17 protein-coding genes, 1 tRNA gene and 1 riboswitch are annotated in these 15334 nt (G+C 61.4%); of the genes, 11 read left to right on the forward strand and 7 right to left on the reverse strand.

The features are described 5' to 3' along the window. Window positions 1–104: 104 nt before the first annotated feature. From glyA to nusB, 3 genes are all read left to right on the forward strand, one after another. A complete protein-coding gene (glyA, locus tag HRQ64_RS07955) occupies window positions 105–1406 on the forward strand; it encodes a serine hydroxymethyltransferase (RefSeq protein WP_172122899.1) in 1302 nt (433 codons plus the stop codon). 9 nt (window positions 1407–1415) lie between these two features. Further along, entirely contained in the window at window positions 1416–1895 is a 480-nt protein-coding gene (gene nrdR / locus HRQ64_RS07960; RefSeq protein WP_127752525.1) for a transcriptional regulator NrdR, read from the forward strand. A 72-nt stretch (window positions 1896–1967) separates the two neighbouring features. Beyond that, on the forward strand, window positions 1968–2462 hold the full coding sequence (gene nusB, locus HRQ64_RS07965; protein WP_127752526.1) for a transcription antitermination factor NusB: 495 nt from the start codon (window positions 1968–1970) through the stop codon (window positions 2460–2462). A gap of 55 nt (window positions 2463–2517) precedes the next feature. Here the strand turns inward: nusB and bamE are convergent, their stop codons facing one another. Then, a complete protein-coding gene (gene bamE / locus HRQ64_RS07970) occupies window positions 2518–2970 on the reverse strand; it encodes an outer membrane protein assembly factor BamE (RefSeq protein WP_127752527.1) in 453 nt (150 codons plus the stop codon). A 166-nt stretch (window positions 2971–3136) separates the two neighbouring features. Here bamE and HRQ64_RS07975 point away from each other — a divergent pair, with 166 nt between their 5' ends. The 6 genes from HRQ64_RS07975 (at window position 3137) to HRQ64_RS08000 (ending at window position 7352) form a co-directional block, all read left to right on the forward strand. Further along, window positions 3137–3664: a ubiquinol-cytochrome C chaperone family protein gene (locus HRQ64_RS07975; protein WP_172122900.1), complete on the forward strand. Its 528-nt coding sequence runs from the start codon at window positions 3137–3139 to the stop codon at window positions 3662–3664. Next, on the forward strand, window positions 3661–4206 hold the full coding sequence (locus HRQ64_RS07980; protein ID WP_172122901.1) for a DUF177 domain-containing protein: 546 nt from the start codon (window positions 3661–3663) through the stop codon (window positions 4204–4206). The genes HRQ64_RS07975 and HRQ64_RS07980 overlap by 4 nt, the downstream gene beginning before the upstream one ends. Before the next feature lie 86 nt (window positions 4207–4292). Continuing rightward, window positions 4293–5363 (forward strand): phosphate acyltransferase PlsX, encoded by a 1071-nt coding sequence (gene plsX, locus HRQ64_RS07985; protein WP_127752530.1) that lies wholly within the window; start codon window positions 4293–4295, stop codon window positions 5361–5363. Then, complete coding sequence (locus HRQ64_RS07990) at window positions 5360–6337, forward strand: beta-ketoacyl-ACP synthase III (protein WP_172122902.1); 978 nt, start codon at window positions 5360–5362, stop codon at window positions 6335–6337. Before plsX ends, HRQ64_RS07990 begins: the two co-directional genes overlap by 4 nt. A gap of 222 nt (window positions 6338–6559) precedes the next feature. After that, complete coding sequence (locus HRQ64_RS07995) at window positions 6560–6871, forward strand: integration host factor subunit alpha (protein ID WP_127752532.1); 312 nt, start codon at window positions 6560–6562, stop codon at window positions 6869–6871. Between the two features lie 25 nt (window positions 6872–6896). Continuing rightward, a complete protein-coding gene (locus tag HRQ64_RS08000) occupies window positions 6897–7352 on the forward strand; it encodes a MerR family transcriptional regulator (protein ID WP_127752533.1) in 456 nt (151 codons plus the stop codon). A 1-nt stretch (window position 7353) separates the two neighbouring features. On the opposite strand, the gene purU is transcribed toward HRQ64_RS08000, so the two are convergent. The 4 genes from purU to HRQ64_RS08020 all read right to left on the reverse strand — a co-directional run bounded on the left by purU (window position 7354) and on the right by HRQ64_RS08020 (window position 10667). Continuing rightward, a complete protein-coding gene (purU, locus tag HRQ64_RS08005) occupies window positions 7354–8223 on the reverse strand; it encodes a formyltetrahydrofolate deformylase (RefSeq protein WP_172122903.1) in 870 nt (289 codons plus the stop codon). 139 nt (window positions 8224–8362) lie between these two features. Continuing rightward, window positions 8363–9277, reverse strand: a complete 915-nt coding sequence (locus HRQ64_RS08010) for a DMT family transporter (protein ID WP_248305250.1) — start codon at window positions 9275–9277, stop codon at window positions 8363–8365. A 108-nt stretch (window positions 9278–9385) separates the two neighbouring features. Then, a riboswitch (FMN riboswitch) is annotated at window positions 9386–9526 on the reverse strand. Window positions 9527–9620: 94 nt separating this feature from the next. Then, window positions 9621–9932: a glycosyltransferase gene (locus HRQ64_RS08015; RefSeq protein WP_172122904.1), complete on the reverse strand. Its 312-nt coding sequence runs from the start codon at window positions 9930–9932 to the stop codon at window positions 9621–9623. 84 nt (window positions 9933–10016) lie between these two features. Beyond that, a complete protein-coding gene (locus HRQ64_RS08020; protein ID WP_127752536.1) occupies window positions 10017–10667 on the reverse strand; it encodes an isoprenylcysteine carboxylmethyltransferase family protein in 651 nt (216 codons plus the stop codon). An 858-nt stretch (window positions 10668–11525) separates the two neighbouring features. Here HRQ64_RS08020 and HRQ64_RS08025 point away from each other — a divergent pair. Beyond that, a tRNA-Pro gene (locus HRQ64_RS08025) sits at window positions 11526–11602 on the forward strand. Between the two features lie 37 nt (window positions 11603–11639). Further along, window positions 11640–12617 (forward strand): phosphotransferase, encoded by a 978-nt coding sequence (locus HRQ64_RS08030; protein ID WP_172122905.1) that lies wholly within the window; start codon window positions 11640–11642, stop codon window positions 12615–12617. Here HRQ64_RS08030 and HRQ64_RS08035 read toward each other — a convergent pair. Then, window positions 12614–14137 (reverse strand): undecaprenyl-phosphate glucose phosphotransferase, encoded by a 1524-nt coding sequence (locus HRQ64_RS08035; RefSeq protein ID WP_172122906.1) that lies wholly within the window; start codon window positions 14135–14137, stop codon window positions 12614–12616. The genes HRQ64_RS08030 and HRQ64_RS08035 overlap by 4 nt on opposite strands. Before the next feature lie 72 nt (window positions 14138–14209). Continuing rightward, on the reverse strand, window positions 14210–15307 hold the full coding sequence (locus HRQ64_RS08040) for a glycosyltransferase family 4 protein (protein ID WP_248307010.1): 1098 nt from the start codon (window positions 15305–15307) through the stop codon (window positions 14210–14212). Between the last annotated feature and the right edge of the window lie 27 nt (window positions 15308–15334).

Below are 15334 nucleotides of genomic sequence, written 5' to 3' on the forward strand. Positions count from 1 at the left end.
ATAAGCGAATAGCTAACGCGCCCTTGGATTGAGCCCGCGCTTTGTGCTACAGGCTGCGCCATACCACCCACCACAACCCAATATCTTGGATTCTGGAGTACGCCATGAGCGCTGCTGCCTCTCTTCCGCTCTTTCCTCGGTTCTTCTCCGCCGGTCTGGCAGAAACCGATCCCGAAATCGCGGGCGCGATCAGCAGCGAGCTGGGTCGTCAGCAGCACGAAATCGAGCTGATTGCTTCGGAAAACATCGTCTCGCGCGCTGTGCTTGAAGCCCAGGGCTCGATCATGACCAACAAATATGCCGAGGGCTATCCGGGCAAGCGCTACTATGGCGGCTGCCAGTTTGTCGATATTGCCGAAAACCTCGCCATCGAGCGCGCCAAGCAGCTGTTCGGCGCCGGCTTTGCCAATGTGCAGCCCAATTCCGGCTCGCAGATGAACCAGGCGGTGTTCCTGGCGCTGCTGCAGCCCGGCGACACCTTTATGGGCCTCGACCTCAATTCGGGCGGGCACCTGACGCATGGTTCGCCCGTCAACATGAGCGGCAAGTGGTTCAATGTCGTGTCCTATGGCGTGCGCCCCGACGATCACCTCCTTGATATGGACGAAGTCGAGCGCCTGGCCCACGAGCACAAGCCCAAGCTGATCCTGGCCGGCGGCACGGCCTATTCCCGCTTCTGGGATTGGGCGCGCTTCCGCCAAATCGCCGACGCGGTTGGCGCTTACCTCATGGTCGATATGGCCCACATCGCCGGTCTCGTTGCCGGCGGTGTCCATCCCTCCCCAGTGCCCTATGCCCATGTGGTCACCACCACCACGCATAAATCACTGCGCGGTCCGCGCGGCGGCATGATCCTCACTAATGACGCGGACATCGCCAAGAAGGTGAACTCCGCCGTGTTCCCAGGCCTGCAGGGCGGGCCCCTGATGCATGTGATCGCCGCCAAGGCCGTCGCCTTCAAGGAAGCGCTGCAGCCCGAGTTCCGCGCTTATGCGCAGCAAGTCGTCACCAATGCCCGTGCTTTGGCCGAAACGCTCAAGTCCCACGGGCTCGATGTTGTCTCGGGCGGCACTGACAACCATCTTATGCTTGTGGATCTGCGCAAGAAGAACGCCACCGGCAAGCGGGCAGAGCAGGGGCTTGGCCGCGCCTATATCACCTGCAACAAGAACGGCATTCCCTTCGATCCGGAAAAGCCCTTCGTCACCTCGGGCATTCGCCTCGGCACCCCTGCCGGCACCACCCGCGGCTTTGGGGTCGCCGAATTCCAGGAGATCGGCAATCTCATCGTTGAGGTTCTCGATGGTTTGCGGGAAGCCAATTCCGAAGAGGGCAATGCCATGGTCGAAGCCGCGGTGCGCGACAAGGTCGTCGCCCTCACCAACCGCTTCCCCATCTACCAGTAAGGCATAGGCATGCGCTGTCCCTATTGCGGCGACGACGATACGCAGGTCAAGGACAGCCGCCCGACCGAGGATTCCGGCGCCATCCGGCGCCGGCGCATCTGCACCGGCTGCGGCGGCCGCTTCACGACCTTCGAGCGCGTGCAACTGCGCGACCTGACCGTGGTCAAGAAAAGCGGCCGCAAGGTCCCGTTTGATCGCGAAAAGCTTGCCCGCTCCGTTTACACTGCCCTGCGCAAGCGCTCGGTGGATCCCGAGCGCATCGAGCGCATGATCTCGGGGATCGTGCGCCAACTCGAATCCCTGGGTGACGTGGAAGTGACCTCCGACCAGATCGGCGAATATGTCATGGAGGGCCTCAAGGGGCTCGACGACGTGGCCTTTGTCCGCTTCGCCTCGGTCTACAAGAACTTCTCGGCTGCCGACGACTTCCGCTCGTTTCTGTCCGAATTGGCGCAGGCCAACAGCAGCCCGCCGCTGCCTGAAGACTGATCCCGTGTTTCACCCGGTCGCGCTTTTCCAACGCGCAATGAACCGGCCACCCCCCATTCGAGTTACCCCCTCATGGCTCAAGCCCCCAAACGCGATCCGCAAACCGACCGACCCGCCAATCAGCGTGGTGCTGCCCGGCTGGCAGCGGTGCAGGCGCTTTATCAGATGGATGTCGGGCACCAGAGCCTGGAAGACACCCTCGCGCAGTTCGGCGCCTTTCATCTCGGCCGCGAGATCGAGGGCGAGCAGTATTTGCCCGCTGACGCCGATTTTTTCCGCCAGATCGTAGTTGGCGTCGCCAAGCACCAGCTCGAAGTCGATCCTGCCGTTGATCGGGCGTTGGCGGAAGGCTGGCCCATGGAACGCGTCGATGCCACGCTGCGCGCCATCCTGCGCGCCGCCGCCTTTGAGCTGCTACGCCGCCGCGATATTCCGCCCCGCGTCGTCATCACCGAATATGTGGATGTGGCCAAGGCCTTTTACGAGGACGATGCCAGCGGGCTGGTCAATGCCACGCTTGATGCCATGGCGCGCGAACATGGCAACAACCTCAGCGAAACGCTCTAGCCAATAAAAAAGCCCCGGTCTCCCGGGGCTTTTGTGTCACTGGGGCAGCCTTGCCTCAGAACGAATTGAGGATCGAATCCACAAACGAGCGATCCTCGCCAAACGATGGGGTACGGCGGCTCTCGATGGTCACCGTCTTGCCGTCGGCCAGCGAATACACCGCTTTGTCGACCACCTTGTTGTTCTTGTCGAAATACACCACCAGCACCGTGCGGGACTTGATGTTGGTCAGCCCGAAATTGGTCTGCTGCACCTTGGTTTCGACATAGTAGAAGGCCGACTGGTCGCCAAAGGTATTGGTGGTCTGGGGCGATCCCAGCACCAGCGTCACCAGCTCCTTGCTTTGGCCGACGCGGATCTGCGCCAGCGCGCTTTCCGAAATTTCATAGCCCTGGGTCCGGTTTTTGACAAAGGCAGTGCTGCTGCCGGTACAGCCGGCAAGTGCCACGGCAATCACAGCGGCGGCAGCAAACGGCATCATCGGTCCGAGGGCGAAACGCACAGGCATGAATTTGACTTTCCAGATGGCACTCGATTATAGCCGTCCCCACGAATTCGTGGTCTTTCCGGCCGCCGAAATGTGTACCTGCCAAGGCGCCAATCTGGCAAGGTGGCAATCACCCGTCCGCAGGTCCTGCTTCGTGTTTGACCGATCAAGACGCTGAGCGCAATCCATGATCCTCTCCCTGTTCCGCAAGAACCCTGCTGCCGAGCCCGTTTACGCCGTTTATAGCGCCATTGTGTCTCAATCCCGGCAGCCCGTCTTCTATCGCGATTGGGGCGTGCCCGACACCGTCACCGGGCGCTTCGACATGATCAGCCTGCATCTGGCGCTGCTGTTTCGCCGCCTGCGCTCGGAAGATGCGCCCACCAGGGAATTCAGCCAGGCAGTGTTTGACCTGTTCTTCAAGGACATGGACCGCTCCCTGCGTGAAATGGGCGTCGGCGACATGGCAGTGCCCAAGAAAATTCAGAAAATGGGCAATATCTTCTTTGGTTTGCTCGCTGCCCTTAATGTTGCCATCGACAGCAATGATCGTGCAGCTCTCGAATCGGTGCTGACGCGCAATGTGCTCGATGGCGCCGAGCCGGCCCAGGTCGCGGCGCTCGCCGATTATGTGCTGGCGCTCGATGCGGCTTTGGCGCGCCAGTCGAGCCAGGCGATCACCACTGGCACCCTTTCCTTTGAGGTAGCGGCATGAAGCACACTGATGCACCCATTATCGACGCTGTGATCCGGGTGGATCGGTTGCCTGCAACGGGCCGCGAGATCGAGGTTCACCCCGAAGCCGCAGCGCTCGCTGCGCTGGCCGAGCAACTCAAGCTATCTGCCGTGGAGCAATTCGGCGCCAAACTGGTGGCGACCCCACTGCGCGGCGGCATCCGGGTGCTCGGTCGGCTGACCGCGCGCATCGTGCAGCCATCCGTCGTGACCTTTGAGCCCGTGACCCAGGAGATCGACGAGCCGGTGGACCGCGTCTTCCTGCCTGAGCCCGATCAGGCCCACAAGGCCACGCCCGGCTCGGAACTGTTCATCGACCTCGAGGATGATGATTTTCCCGATCACATCGACGGGCCCGAGGTTGACCTCAGCGCCTTGCTGATCGAGACCCTGGCCTTGGCCATCGACCCCTATCCGCGCTTGCCCGGCGAAAGCCTCGACGCCTTGGGTATTGTGGCGCCCCCCGAAGATCAGGGGCCGTTCGCGAGCCTGCGCCAGCTCAAGACTGGCGACGATAAATAAGAACTTGCCCTCTTGGCCGGGCTTGCGCCGACCCCATGGTGGGGTATGGTGCCGCCGAGCCTTCCGGGGACCAACCATAGGCCGAAATGACTGACACGATAACCATCTCAGTGGACGCAATGGGTGGCGACAACGCCCCCCGAGCCGTGATCCACGGTGCGCTTTTGGCCTGGCGCGAGCACCCCGATAGCCGCTTCATTTTCCATGGCCGCCAGGAACAGATCAGCCCCTTGCTCGATGAGTTCTCGGAGCTCAAGCCGGTCAGCACCGTCAATCACTGCGAAGCGGTGATCGCCATGGATGAAAAGCCGAGCCAGGCCCTGCGCAAGGGCAAGGGCACGTCGTCCATGTGGATGGCTATCCAGGCGGTCAAGGATGGCCAGGCCGATGTGGCAATCTCGGGCGGCAACACCGGCGCCCTGATGGCCATGGCAACTTTTTGCCTCCGGCCCATGGAAGGCATTGCCCGTCCCGGCATTGCGGCGATCTGGCCAACGCTGCGCACCGACATCATCGTGCTCGATATGGGCGCCACCATTGGCGCCGATGCGCGCCAACTGGTGGATTACGCCATTCTGGGCTCGGCGCTCGCTCGGGCGCTATTCAACCATGAATCCCCCACCATCGGGCTGCTCAATGTGGGCACCGAGGAAGTGAAGGGCCTCGATTCCATCAAGGAGGCCGGCCGCATCCTCGCCGATGCCAGCGGCGCCGGTTTCACCTATCACGGCTTTGTCGAAGGCGATGACATCGGTAAGGGCACGGTTGATGTGGTCGTCACTGAAGGCTTTGTTGGCAATATCGCCCTCAAAACCGCCGAAGGCACCGCCCGCCAGGTTGGCAAATACCTCTCCAACGCCCTCAAGGCCAATCTGATGAGCCGAATCGGCGCGCTCTTTGCCATGTCGGCCCTCAAGCAGCTACGCCATAGGATGGATCCTCGCACCGTCAATGGCGGCGTGTTCCTGGGCCTCAATGGCGTTGTCATCAAGTCCCATGGCGGCACCGATGAAATCGGCTACAAGAGTGCCCTGGGCCTTGCCTATGAAATGGGGCGTAACCGCCTGATCGATAAGATCGGCGACAGCATGAAGCGTTTCCCCGTCAGTGCCGTTGCCGAAACTCCACCTCCACCATCCGAGGCGAACCCGGCGTGACCAAGACTCGTTCTATTATTCGCGGCGTGGGCGCCTATCTGCCCGAAAAAATCCTGACCAATGCCGAACTGGCCAAGATGGTGGATACCTCCGACGAGTGGATCCAGCAGCGGGTCGGCATCAAGGAGCGCCACATCGCCGCCGAAGGTCAGTTCACCTCTGATCTGGCCGTTGCTGCCGCCCAGCAGGCGCTCGATGCCGCCGGCATGACGCCCCACGACATCGACCTCATCATCGTCGCGACCACCACGCCCGATTACACCTTTCCGGCCGCGGCGACCTTGGTGCAGATGAAGCTGGGCATGCATCATGGCATGGCCTTTGACCTGCAGGCGGTATGCTCGGGCTTTGTGTATGCGGTCGCCACTGCCGACAGCTACCTGCAGAACGGCCTTGCCAGCCGCGCCCTCGTGATTGGTGCCGAAACCTTTTCGCGCCTGCTGGACTGGAGCGATCGCGGCACCTGCGTCCTGTTCGGCGACGGCGCCGGTGCGGTGATCATGGAGCGGGTGGAAATCGCTGATGGCGCGCCCGATCGCGGCGTTCTTGCCTCCGCCCTGCGCTCCGATGGCCACCATTGGGACAAGCTCTATGTGGATGGCGGCCCGTCCTCCACCAAGGGCGTCGGCCATGTGCGCATGCAGGGGCCCGAAGTGTTCCGCCATGCCGTCGGCAAGATCGCCGATGTGGTCTACGACACGCTCGACAAGGCCGGCTACACCGTGGACGACCTCGACTGGTTCGTGCCCCACCAGGCCAACCGCCGCATCATCGATGGGGCAGGGGCCAAGCTCGGCTTGCCCCCCGAAAAGGTGGTGATCACCGTCGATCGCCACGCGAACACATCGGCCGCCTCAGTTCCCCTCGCGCTCAGCGTTGCGGTGGCCGATGGCCGCATCAAAGAGGGTGACCTGGTGATGCTCGAAGCCATGGGCGGCGGCTTCACCTGGGGTGCTTCGCTTATTCGCTGGTAAGCCTTTTTGGCTGCATTGACCTGAGGTGTTTCAAGGCGTTAGTGTTAACGGCGGGCCGGAGGAGCCCGGTGCGGCAATCGCTGGAAGCATGTGAACTGAGCGGGTGGCAACACTGTTCTGTGGCCGCTGCCCGGGCGAAACGCGCTGGGTGCTGCCGCCACAAGCAGGCAAGCAATCGGCCTGTTTGCATGGGCCGGCCCTGACGTCCAAACGGGGGTGCGAATGACTCAGAAGACAGTAACGCGGGCTGACCTGGCGGAGGCCGTTTATGGCTCGGTAGGTCTGTCCCGAACCGAATCGGCGGAATTGGTCGAGCGCGTGCTCGATCTGATCTCGGAGGCGCTGATTTCGGGCTCCAATGTGAAGCTCTCCTCGTTTGGCTCCTTCCAGGTACGCTCCAAGAACGAGCGGATCGGGCGCAATCCCAAGACTGGTGAGGAAGTGCCGATCCTGCCGCGGCAGGTTCTTGTGTTCAAACCCAGCAACGTATTGAAATCCAAGATCAACAAATCTATGGTCACCGCGGAAAAGTAAGGCGTTTTTTGCCAAGGGGTGTGTGTTGGACAAGTCTCCCGACGCCTTCCGGACCATTTCCGAGGCTGCTGAAGAACTCGACCTGCCCCAGCACGTGCTGCGGTTCTGGGAGACGCGCTTCTCCACGATCAAGCCTCTCAAACGCGGTGGTGGGCGCCGCTATTATCGGCCCGAAGACGTGCTGCTGCTGCGCGGCATCCGTCATCTGCTCTATGATCAGGGCTTTACCATCAAGGGCGTCCAGCGCATTCTCAAGGATCAGGGTAGTCGCTATGTCATCGCTGTGGGCGAGGGCAAGCCGGTGGAAGACATCTTGCCCATGATCGAAATGGCCGAAGAAGCCGGCGACGAAGCCGAGATCGAAGAAGCGGTAATGACCGCCAGCCCCGCACTGGATAAGGAGGCGCGCAACAAGCTCTCCGACGTGCTGCGCGAACTCCTGGAATGCAAGCGCCTGCTCGAGCGGGCGCGCGAAACCTGATCTAGCCGAACACCACCGTCTTGTGCCCGTTCAGCATCACCCGATTTTCGAGGTGCAGCTTGACGGCCCGCGCCAGCACCCGGCTCTCGATATCGCGGCCAGCCGCCAGCATATCCTCAGGGCTCATCGAATGGGTGACCCGGGCGGTTTCCTGCTCGATGATCGGGCCCTCATCGAGGTCCGGCGTCACGTAATGTGCCGTTGCCCCGATCAGCTTGACCCCGCGCTCATGGGCCTGGTGATAGGGTTTCGCTCCCTTGAAGCTGGGCAGGAACGAGTGGTGGATATTGATGATCTTGCCAAAGAGCCGCGTCGAGAGCGTATCGGACAGTACCTGCATATAGCGCGCCAGCACCACCAGATCAGCGCCGCTTTCCTGCACCAACGCCAGCACCTTGGCTTCCTGCTCGGCCTTGTTGCTCGTATTCACCGGCCACAGATGAAACGGAATGCCTTCGTTATCGGCGATCCGCTGCGCCTCAGGGTGGTTGGACACGATAGCTACCACCTCGGCATCGAGCCACCCAACGCGGATCTGGTAGAGCAGGTGCAGGAGGGCATGGTCGAACTTCGAGACCATGATCACGATCTTGGGCCGGCGCGACAGCGGCACCAGCGTGGTCTTCATCCCGAACCGCTCAATCGGGGCGCGCAGCGCCCGCTCCAGCGCATCGCGATCGACGCCCTCGGGCGCAGCAAAGGCCAGCCGCATAAAGAAGGTGCCGGTCTGCCGGTCCCAGAACTGGTTGCTTTCGGCGATATTGGCACCCAGCGCCGCCAATTCGGTGGTCACCGCGGCGACAATGCCCGGCTTGTCCACGCAGCTTAGCGTCAGCACATATCCAGCTTGTTGCTCGCTTGTCGGCGCCATTGATTCCCTCCGGCTTGGTCTTGGGCTGGCGAGGAGATAGCGCCCCCCGGCACGATCGACAACGCTTTCCCGGCGGAATGCTCAATCATTCCGAATCAATCGCCCGCCGGGAGAGGCCGGGGCGCCGTAGCGCCCCGGCTCAGCGTGACGCCGGAACGCTGCGCCCGCTATCCTGCCGCATGATGAACAGCGATGCCCCTACGATCAACAGCGCGCCGGGCCAGAACCAGAGATCTGGCGCCTGGGACAGGATGAGCCAGCTCGCCAGCACATTGAGCGGCAGCTTGAGATCATCAAAGGGTTGCAGATAGGTCGCGTCTGCCACCGCATAGGCCTTGGCCAGCAGATACTGTGCCGCCGCCGACAGGAACCCGATCAGCACCATCAGCCACAGCACTTCGCCGCCCGGAATGGCCAACCCGGTCGGGATCAGGAACAGCGCATTGGCGGGTGTCATCAGCAGCATCAGGTAAAGCGTGATCGATTCGGGCGTTTCGAACCGAGTAAGATATTTGGTCAGCAGCGACGATCCCGCCCACAGCGCCGCCGCGAGGATCGGCAACAGCGCCGCCCAGGTGAACACTGAGCTCCAGGGTTGCAGGATAATCATCGCGCCGGCAAACCCGGTCACCGTGGCCAGGATTCTCGGCAACCGCACCTGCTCGCCCAGGAACAACCAGGCCCCCAGGATAATGAAGAACGGCGAGGTCATCACCAGCGCGATCACCTGCCAAAGCGGCACGCCCAAGGCAAAGGCAAAGCCAAAGGCCTGCGCGCCGGCGGCCGACAGCACGATGCGCACGAGATGCACCACGGGATGACGCGTCTTTAGGGCCTTGAGGCCCATGTTCCACACCAATGGGATGCAGAGCAGCGCCGCAATTAGATACTGCCAGAACACGGCAGAGGTGGAGGGAAAGCCCAACTGATAAGTGGCAATGGGCGTGGCGACATTGACGCCGGCATAGGCAATCCCGGCGCCCAGCATCAGCATGGCGCCCTGGATGGAAGGTGAAATCTGCCGACGGGGGGAGGCGGAGGCAATCTGGCTCAACGAGTTATCCTTTCGCGTAAGACCCAGCTACCTCAGGGTTTACGGGAAGGAATGGCGCTCAACCCCCGCAGCGGCACAACCGCAACGAAGCTCGAGCTCCAAAGCCAGACCCGTTCTCTCTCATCCGGACTATGACCGTCGGCTCCGGAATCACACCGGATCTGCTGACCCCGACCTGCGCCGGGCGCTCGCGGGCTTGGGTTTCCCCTTACCGCCGGTGGGGAATTACACCCCGCCCTGAGAACGAATGCAGGAAACATCTCCTGCAGCGCCAAACATAGGGCAGGGGGGCAGGCCAGACAAGACGGGGACACCGGTGTAACCGATAGGGCTCGCATGCGTCCTAAGGCGCTCCGAACTCGGGGCGAACTTGGTTGTCATCTTCCAGCATGAAGAAGTAGTCGGCGTGAAATGCGTTCTCCAGGCTAAAGCAGTCGTCAAGATTTTGGACGCCGAATTTCTGCGGCTGGTTGTGAACATAGCGAACGCGCGGATCCCCGAGCTCCTCGAGCACACTACGCGCGCTGCCATCTGGGCAATCATCGCGCACCTCGCAGATCCATTCGCCATGGCTTTGCGCCCGTAGGCACTGAATGGCTCGTTGGAGCGGTTCCGAGCCACGGTAGGTCGGGGTCCTGACAAGCACCAAAGGCATACGACCCTTCGCCCTGACGGCTGTAACTGTTGTCCAATGTTCAGCTACTAGGCCAAATCGGCGTTGTGTTCGCTGCGCCTCAAATCAGAATACACCAGGCACCAGCCGATAAGGCACGGCAGCAGTGAAATCACGATAGCTTGCATCGCGCGCTAAGACTCTTTCCTCCGCCAAGATGCGCCCGATCTGAAAAGCAAATGCTGCAGAATAAACCGCCAAGTTGAAGACGCTCGGGTAGGAGAGGAGGAATCCAATCTGGGTCAAGATGTAGCCGGCGTACATGGGGTGGCGAACCAGCCGATAGGGACCTTTTTTCTTCACCCCCCGGTTCGCTGCCACGGCTCCGAAGCTCCGTCGCAACGTTAATTTGGCAGCGATCTGGACAGACATTCCAACCAACATCAGCGCTGCGCAAAGAGCCTGCGGAGCAAGCCCTTCATTTCCAGAGGGCTGTACCAGGAGCGGCGTTGCAGTGCCCAAAAAAGCGAGCAGCCAATCCCCAGGTAGCATCGAAACTTCGGTAGTGAAGCGCCTGAAAAGCACAAAAAAGAGAACTGCGCCTTCCGAAACAAGAGCGATAAGCGTGATGATGCTTCCGGTTGTCAACCACGATTGACCGAGCTTCCATGCGAAGAAGCTGAAAATTACACTCAGCACGACGCGCTCTAGGGCGTCCAAAAAAACTTGAACATTATTGCGGAGCGGCTGTGATGAATGCATCTTATCTCGCAGCATGTCGGGTGTACGAGCTAACAATTATCTCGTAAACGAACCCCATATCGAACTGGAATTTTGTCGAACACTTATAAAACGTACTTAACAACGGGTTTAAAGGAGCAATTCTACGTACACAGAACTTGCCTGGTAGGTGTTTGATCTGTCCCTGCCAATCCTGGGCAGTTCATCGCGCCCCAGCCTCTCCCTCCTTTGGGGTTTCGGTTAGGGTCGTTCTATTTCGATTAGCCAGATCGCCTTTTGCTTTAGCTATGGCAGGCAGGGGATGGCCTGCTGGTTTTGGTGGCAATAAGCTCAACGAGCCGATGCGGCTCTAGCGTGCCCTCTAAGAAGCTCTGATCAAGCGTAGCCTCGAACATTGCGACAAACTACTCTTTGTCCTCAGTACCTCCGGACGTCCGGGCAGGAGCCAATCAATGTGGCGCATCCTCCAACCAATCCGCTGCTCTTGTTTGGCGCTCAGTTCCATCTCCCCTCTCCCATTAGCTTTGGACCGGAGGGGTGGGAGGGGGCATCCAGTGGGTGGGGTCTCGACGGCCTTTCTCAAACTAGCAATTCCAACATCCTCCGCCCCAAACGGTCCAGACGCATCGCTGCAGGTCTGGTCAGCCGCGAAGCCGCTAGACGGCGGTAGAACCCCAAGAATACGGTCCCATCCTTCGGCGCGTCATCTATCGTATTCTACTGTGCCATCTGCCTTGCTCCACCGCCGTGAACGAAAAGCGCAACCTCTGTGACGCTTTGGTGGGGCTTTCTCCCACTAACAGCGTTTTTCGACGTCGAATTTTCGGTTTGTTCCTTTGTTCCCGAATTTCGGGGTTGCCTGAAAACCCTAGCTTCTCTATGTGTCCCAGCAGTCGGGGCGTAGCGCAGCCTGGTAGCGCATTTGTCTGGGGGACAAAGGGTCGTCGGTTCAAATCCGGCCGCTCCGACCATTTTCAATTCACGCTTCAAGAAGCGGGCACACCCGCCATGCCGTTGCATCAGCGCGATCTCGAATCCGTGCGAACGCTCTGGCCGCAGCTCGGCACGGCCACCCTCACCCTCATCAATCATTCCGAAAACCACACTTTTCGCGCCGATCTGCCCGGTGGCGAGCGGTTTTGCCTGCGCGTTCATCGCCCGGCCTATCAAAGCCCGGTGACCATCGAGAGTGAACTGACCTGGCTCGCCGCCCTCGAGCGCGACACCGATCTGCCGCTGCCCCAACCCGTGCCGGGCGCCAATGAGCGCCTCTTGCAGACCGTCACCACGGCGGCGGGAGAATCGCGCAATGCCGTGCTGTTCCGCTTCATTGCCGGCACCGAGCCAGCCATCGACGCCGAGCTGACGCCGCTGTTCGCTACTCTCGGCGATTATGCCGCCCGCCTCCATGCCCATGCGCTGGCCTGGCCGCGCCCCGCCGGCTTTGTCCGCCAGGCATGGAACGCCGCCACCATTCTTGATCCCGATGGCCTCTGGGGCGATTGGCGCGTAGCCCCAGGCGTAGACGGCGCCATCCGCCCGCTGCTCGACCGACTCGATACCGAACTGCGCGCCCGCCTTGCGGCTTATGGCACATCGAGCGAACGCTACGGCCTCATCCATGCCGATATGCGGCTGGGCAATCTCTTGGTGGATGGCGACACCGTCAGCCTCATCGATTTCGATGACTGCGGCCTTTGCTGGTTCACTTATGATTTCGCTGCGGCGATCTCGTTTCACGAAACCCATGCTTCGGTGCCCGACCTGCGCCAGGCCTGGCTCGCCGCCTACACAGCGAAACGCTCACTCACCCCGGCCGATATTGCCTCGATCGATTCCATGGTCATGCTGCGCCGCATGGCGTTGTTGACCTTTATCGGCTCCCATATCGAAACCGAGCTCGCCCAAACCCATTTGCCCGGCTTTGCCCAAGGCACCGCCGAGCTCGCCGAGCGCTATCTCGGCGGCGCGATCTGGCCGGGCTAGTAGGCGTTCTCGTTCTTGGACACCAGCGAGACCGGCGTCAGCAGCACGATGTAAAGATCGAGCAGGATCGACCAGTGCTCGATATAATAAAGGTCATGGTTCACGCGCTGCATGATCTTGTCGATCGTGTCGGTTTCCCCACGCCAGCCATTCACCTGCGCCCAGCCGGTCATCCCGGGCTTGACCCGATGCCGCGCGAAATAGCCTTCCACCGCCTCGTAATAAAGCTGGTTTTCCGCCTTGGCCTGCAGCGCATGGGGGCGGGGGCCGACAATGGAAAGCTCCCCGCGCAGCACATTGAACAGCTGCGGCAACTCGTCGATCGAGGTGCGGCGGATGAATTTCCCCACCTTGGTCACCCGCGGATCATCCTTGGTCACGAGCTTGCTCGCGCTCTGGTCGATCATGTCGGTACGCATGGAGCGGAATTTGAAGATGCGGATCAGCTCGTTGTTGAAGCCATGCCGCTTCTGGATAAAGAACACCGGCCCCGGGCTTTCGAGCTTGATGGCGATTGCCGTGGCGATCATCACCGGCGACAGGAGGATCAGCGCCACCAGCGCGACGAGCTTGTCGAACAGCCACTTGAAGATGAGGTTCCAGTCCGAAATCGGCCGGTCGGCCATGTCGAACACCGGCACATCCCCGACATAGGAATAAGCCTTGTTGGTGAATTTGAGCTTGCTCATATGCGCCGATAGCCGGATATCCACCGGCAGCACCCAAAGCTGGGTGAGCATTTCGAGCACGCGCTTTTCGGCCGATAGCGGCAGCGACACGATCACGAGATCCACCGGCGTGCGCCGCGCAAACTCGAGGAGGTCGGCCACCTTGCCCAGCTTGGGGCACCCATCCACCGTGTCGGGCGAGCGATCATCCACCCGGTCATCGAACAGGCCCAGAAGCTTGATGTCGTTGTTGGCACTGGCGCGAATCTGGCGGATCAGCACTTCGGCGTCGGCGCCACCGCCCACAATCGCGGTGCGGCGCTTGAGCCGGCCCCGCTCGGTCCAATAGCCAACCACCCCGCGCAGGCTGAGCCGATAAGCGATCAGCGTTGCCGCGCCCGCTCCATACCAGCCGATCAGCCAGACGCGGGAAAACATGTCCCCGGCCTTGAAAAAGAACATGCCCACGGTGAGCGCCACCATCACCAGCGTCCAGCCCACAAGGACGCGGCTGATCTGGTTGAAGATGGTGCGATAGGCGGCAATGCGGTGGGTGCGCGCCGCGTTGAACAGCACATTGGCCAACAGGCAAGCGCCAATGATCACCGGTACGTAAAAGCCGGGTTCATCGAGCTGCACATAGAAATGATAAATGCCGTAGCCCAGCGTGGCCAAAAGCAGCGCTTCGATGATCTGCGCGACGCCAACGATCACGGGACCCGAGATCACCCCTTCCACCGGCTGGGCGATGATGGCTTCAGCCTGGGGCGAAAGCGCGCGTGGGCCAGGTGTTTCTCCCAAGGCCTTATTGACGTGTTCAACCACGGCCTGTTGGGGATCGACACGAAACATGGCGCAGCAACTACTCCCTGGGAAGGGAGCAGTGTGGGTCAAAAGGAATGAAAACTCAGTGAAATTATGACGCTAAGGCTTATCTAACAGGCCGCGGTAAAGGGCTTCGATCTGCCCGCTCATCTGCTCGAGCGAGAAGTTCTGGCGGACAAAATCGAGCCGCGTTGCCATCTCTGCTTGCGCTTGTTCACGATGATCCAGCGCCTGCTGCATTGCTGCCCGCAAGGCCAGCGGATCGTTGGGTGCGACGAGACTTCCGGCCGTCGGCCCGAAGATTTCGGGAATGCCCCCGACGCGGGTGGCGATCACGGGCAGCTGCCCCGCCGCCGCTTCCAGCACCACATAGGGCAGTGATTCCGCCAGCGACGGCACCACCGCGCACCAGCCCTGAGGAAAAACCTGGCGCGCCGGCATTGCGCCGGGCAGCACGACGCGATCGCTCAGTCCCAATTGCCCGATCCGCTCGATCAGCGCCTGCCGGTCGCCACCATCCCCCGCCATCACCAGCCTTGCCGGCGATCCATCGGGGCGGCGCACATCCACCAGCGCTTCCACCAGCACAAAGATGCCCTTGAGCTGACGCAGCTCGCCCACGAACACGAAGTCCGCCGCATCGGGCGCCGGGGGCAGGGGCACGAACTCTTCGCGCGTCAGCCCATTATAAATCACCACGGTCGGGCAACTCGGCTCGGCGATCAGGGCGGCATAGGTAGCCCTGGCATAGGCGCTCTCAAAAATGATGGCGCCGGTTTGCCTGAGCAGCGCCCGCTCCAGCAGGTGGAACACCTGTCCTGATCGGCTGGACGAGGAAAAATGCAGCACTCCGCCATGGGGCGTATAAACCGCCGCGGCCCTTGCCCCGGCAAGCCGTGCCAACCGCGCATAAAAGCCACCCTTGGCCCCATGCCCGTGCAGCACATCGATATCGAGCTTGCCCGCCAGCCGGCGCACTGCCAGCGGCGTGGCGAGGTCGCCCGCGCCCAACACGCGCGGCATGGCGAAGCGGTGAATGCCAAGGCTTGCATGAGGGAGGAGGGCGGTCAGCCTGGTTTCGGTCTGCGCGTCATTGGCGAGGCTGTCGACCACCAGCCCGACCTCATGCCCCATTTCAGCAAGGGCCCGCGTCAGGTCGGCGACGTGCCGAAACAGCCCGCCCACTGGGGCGCGCATCACTTGCAGGATCCGCAGCTTGCCTGT

Origin of the sequence: Devosia sp. 919 (genome assembly GCF_013185965.1) — a bacterium.
Lineage (GTDB): Bacteria > Pseudomonadota > Alphaproteobacteria > Rhizobiales > Devosiaceae > Devosia.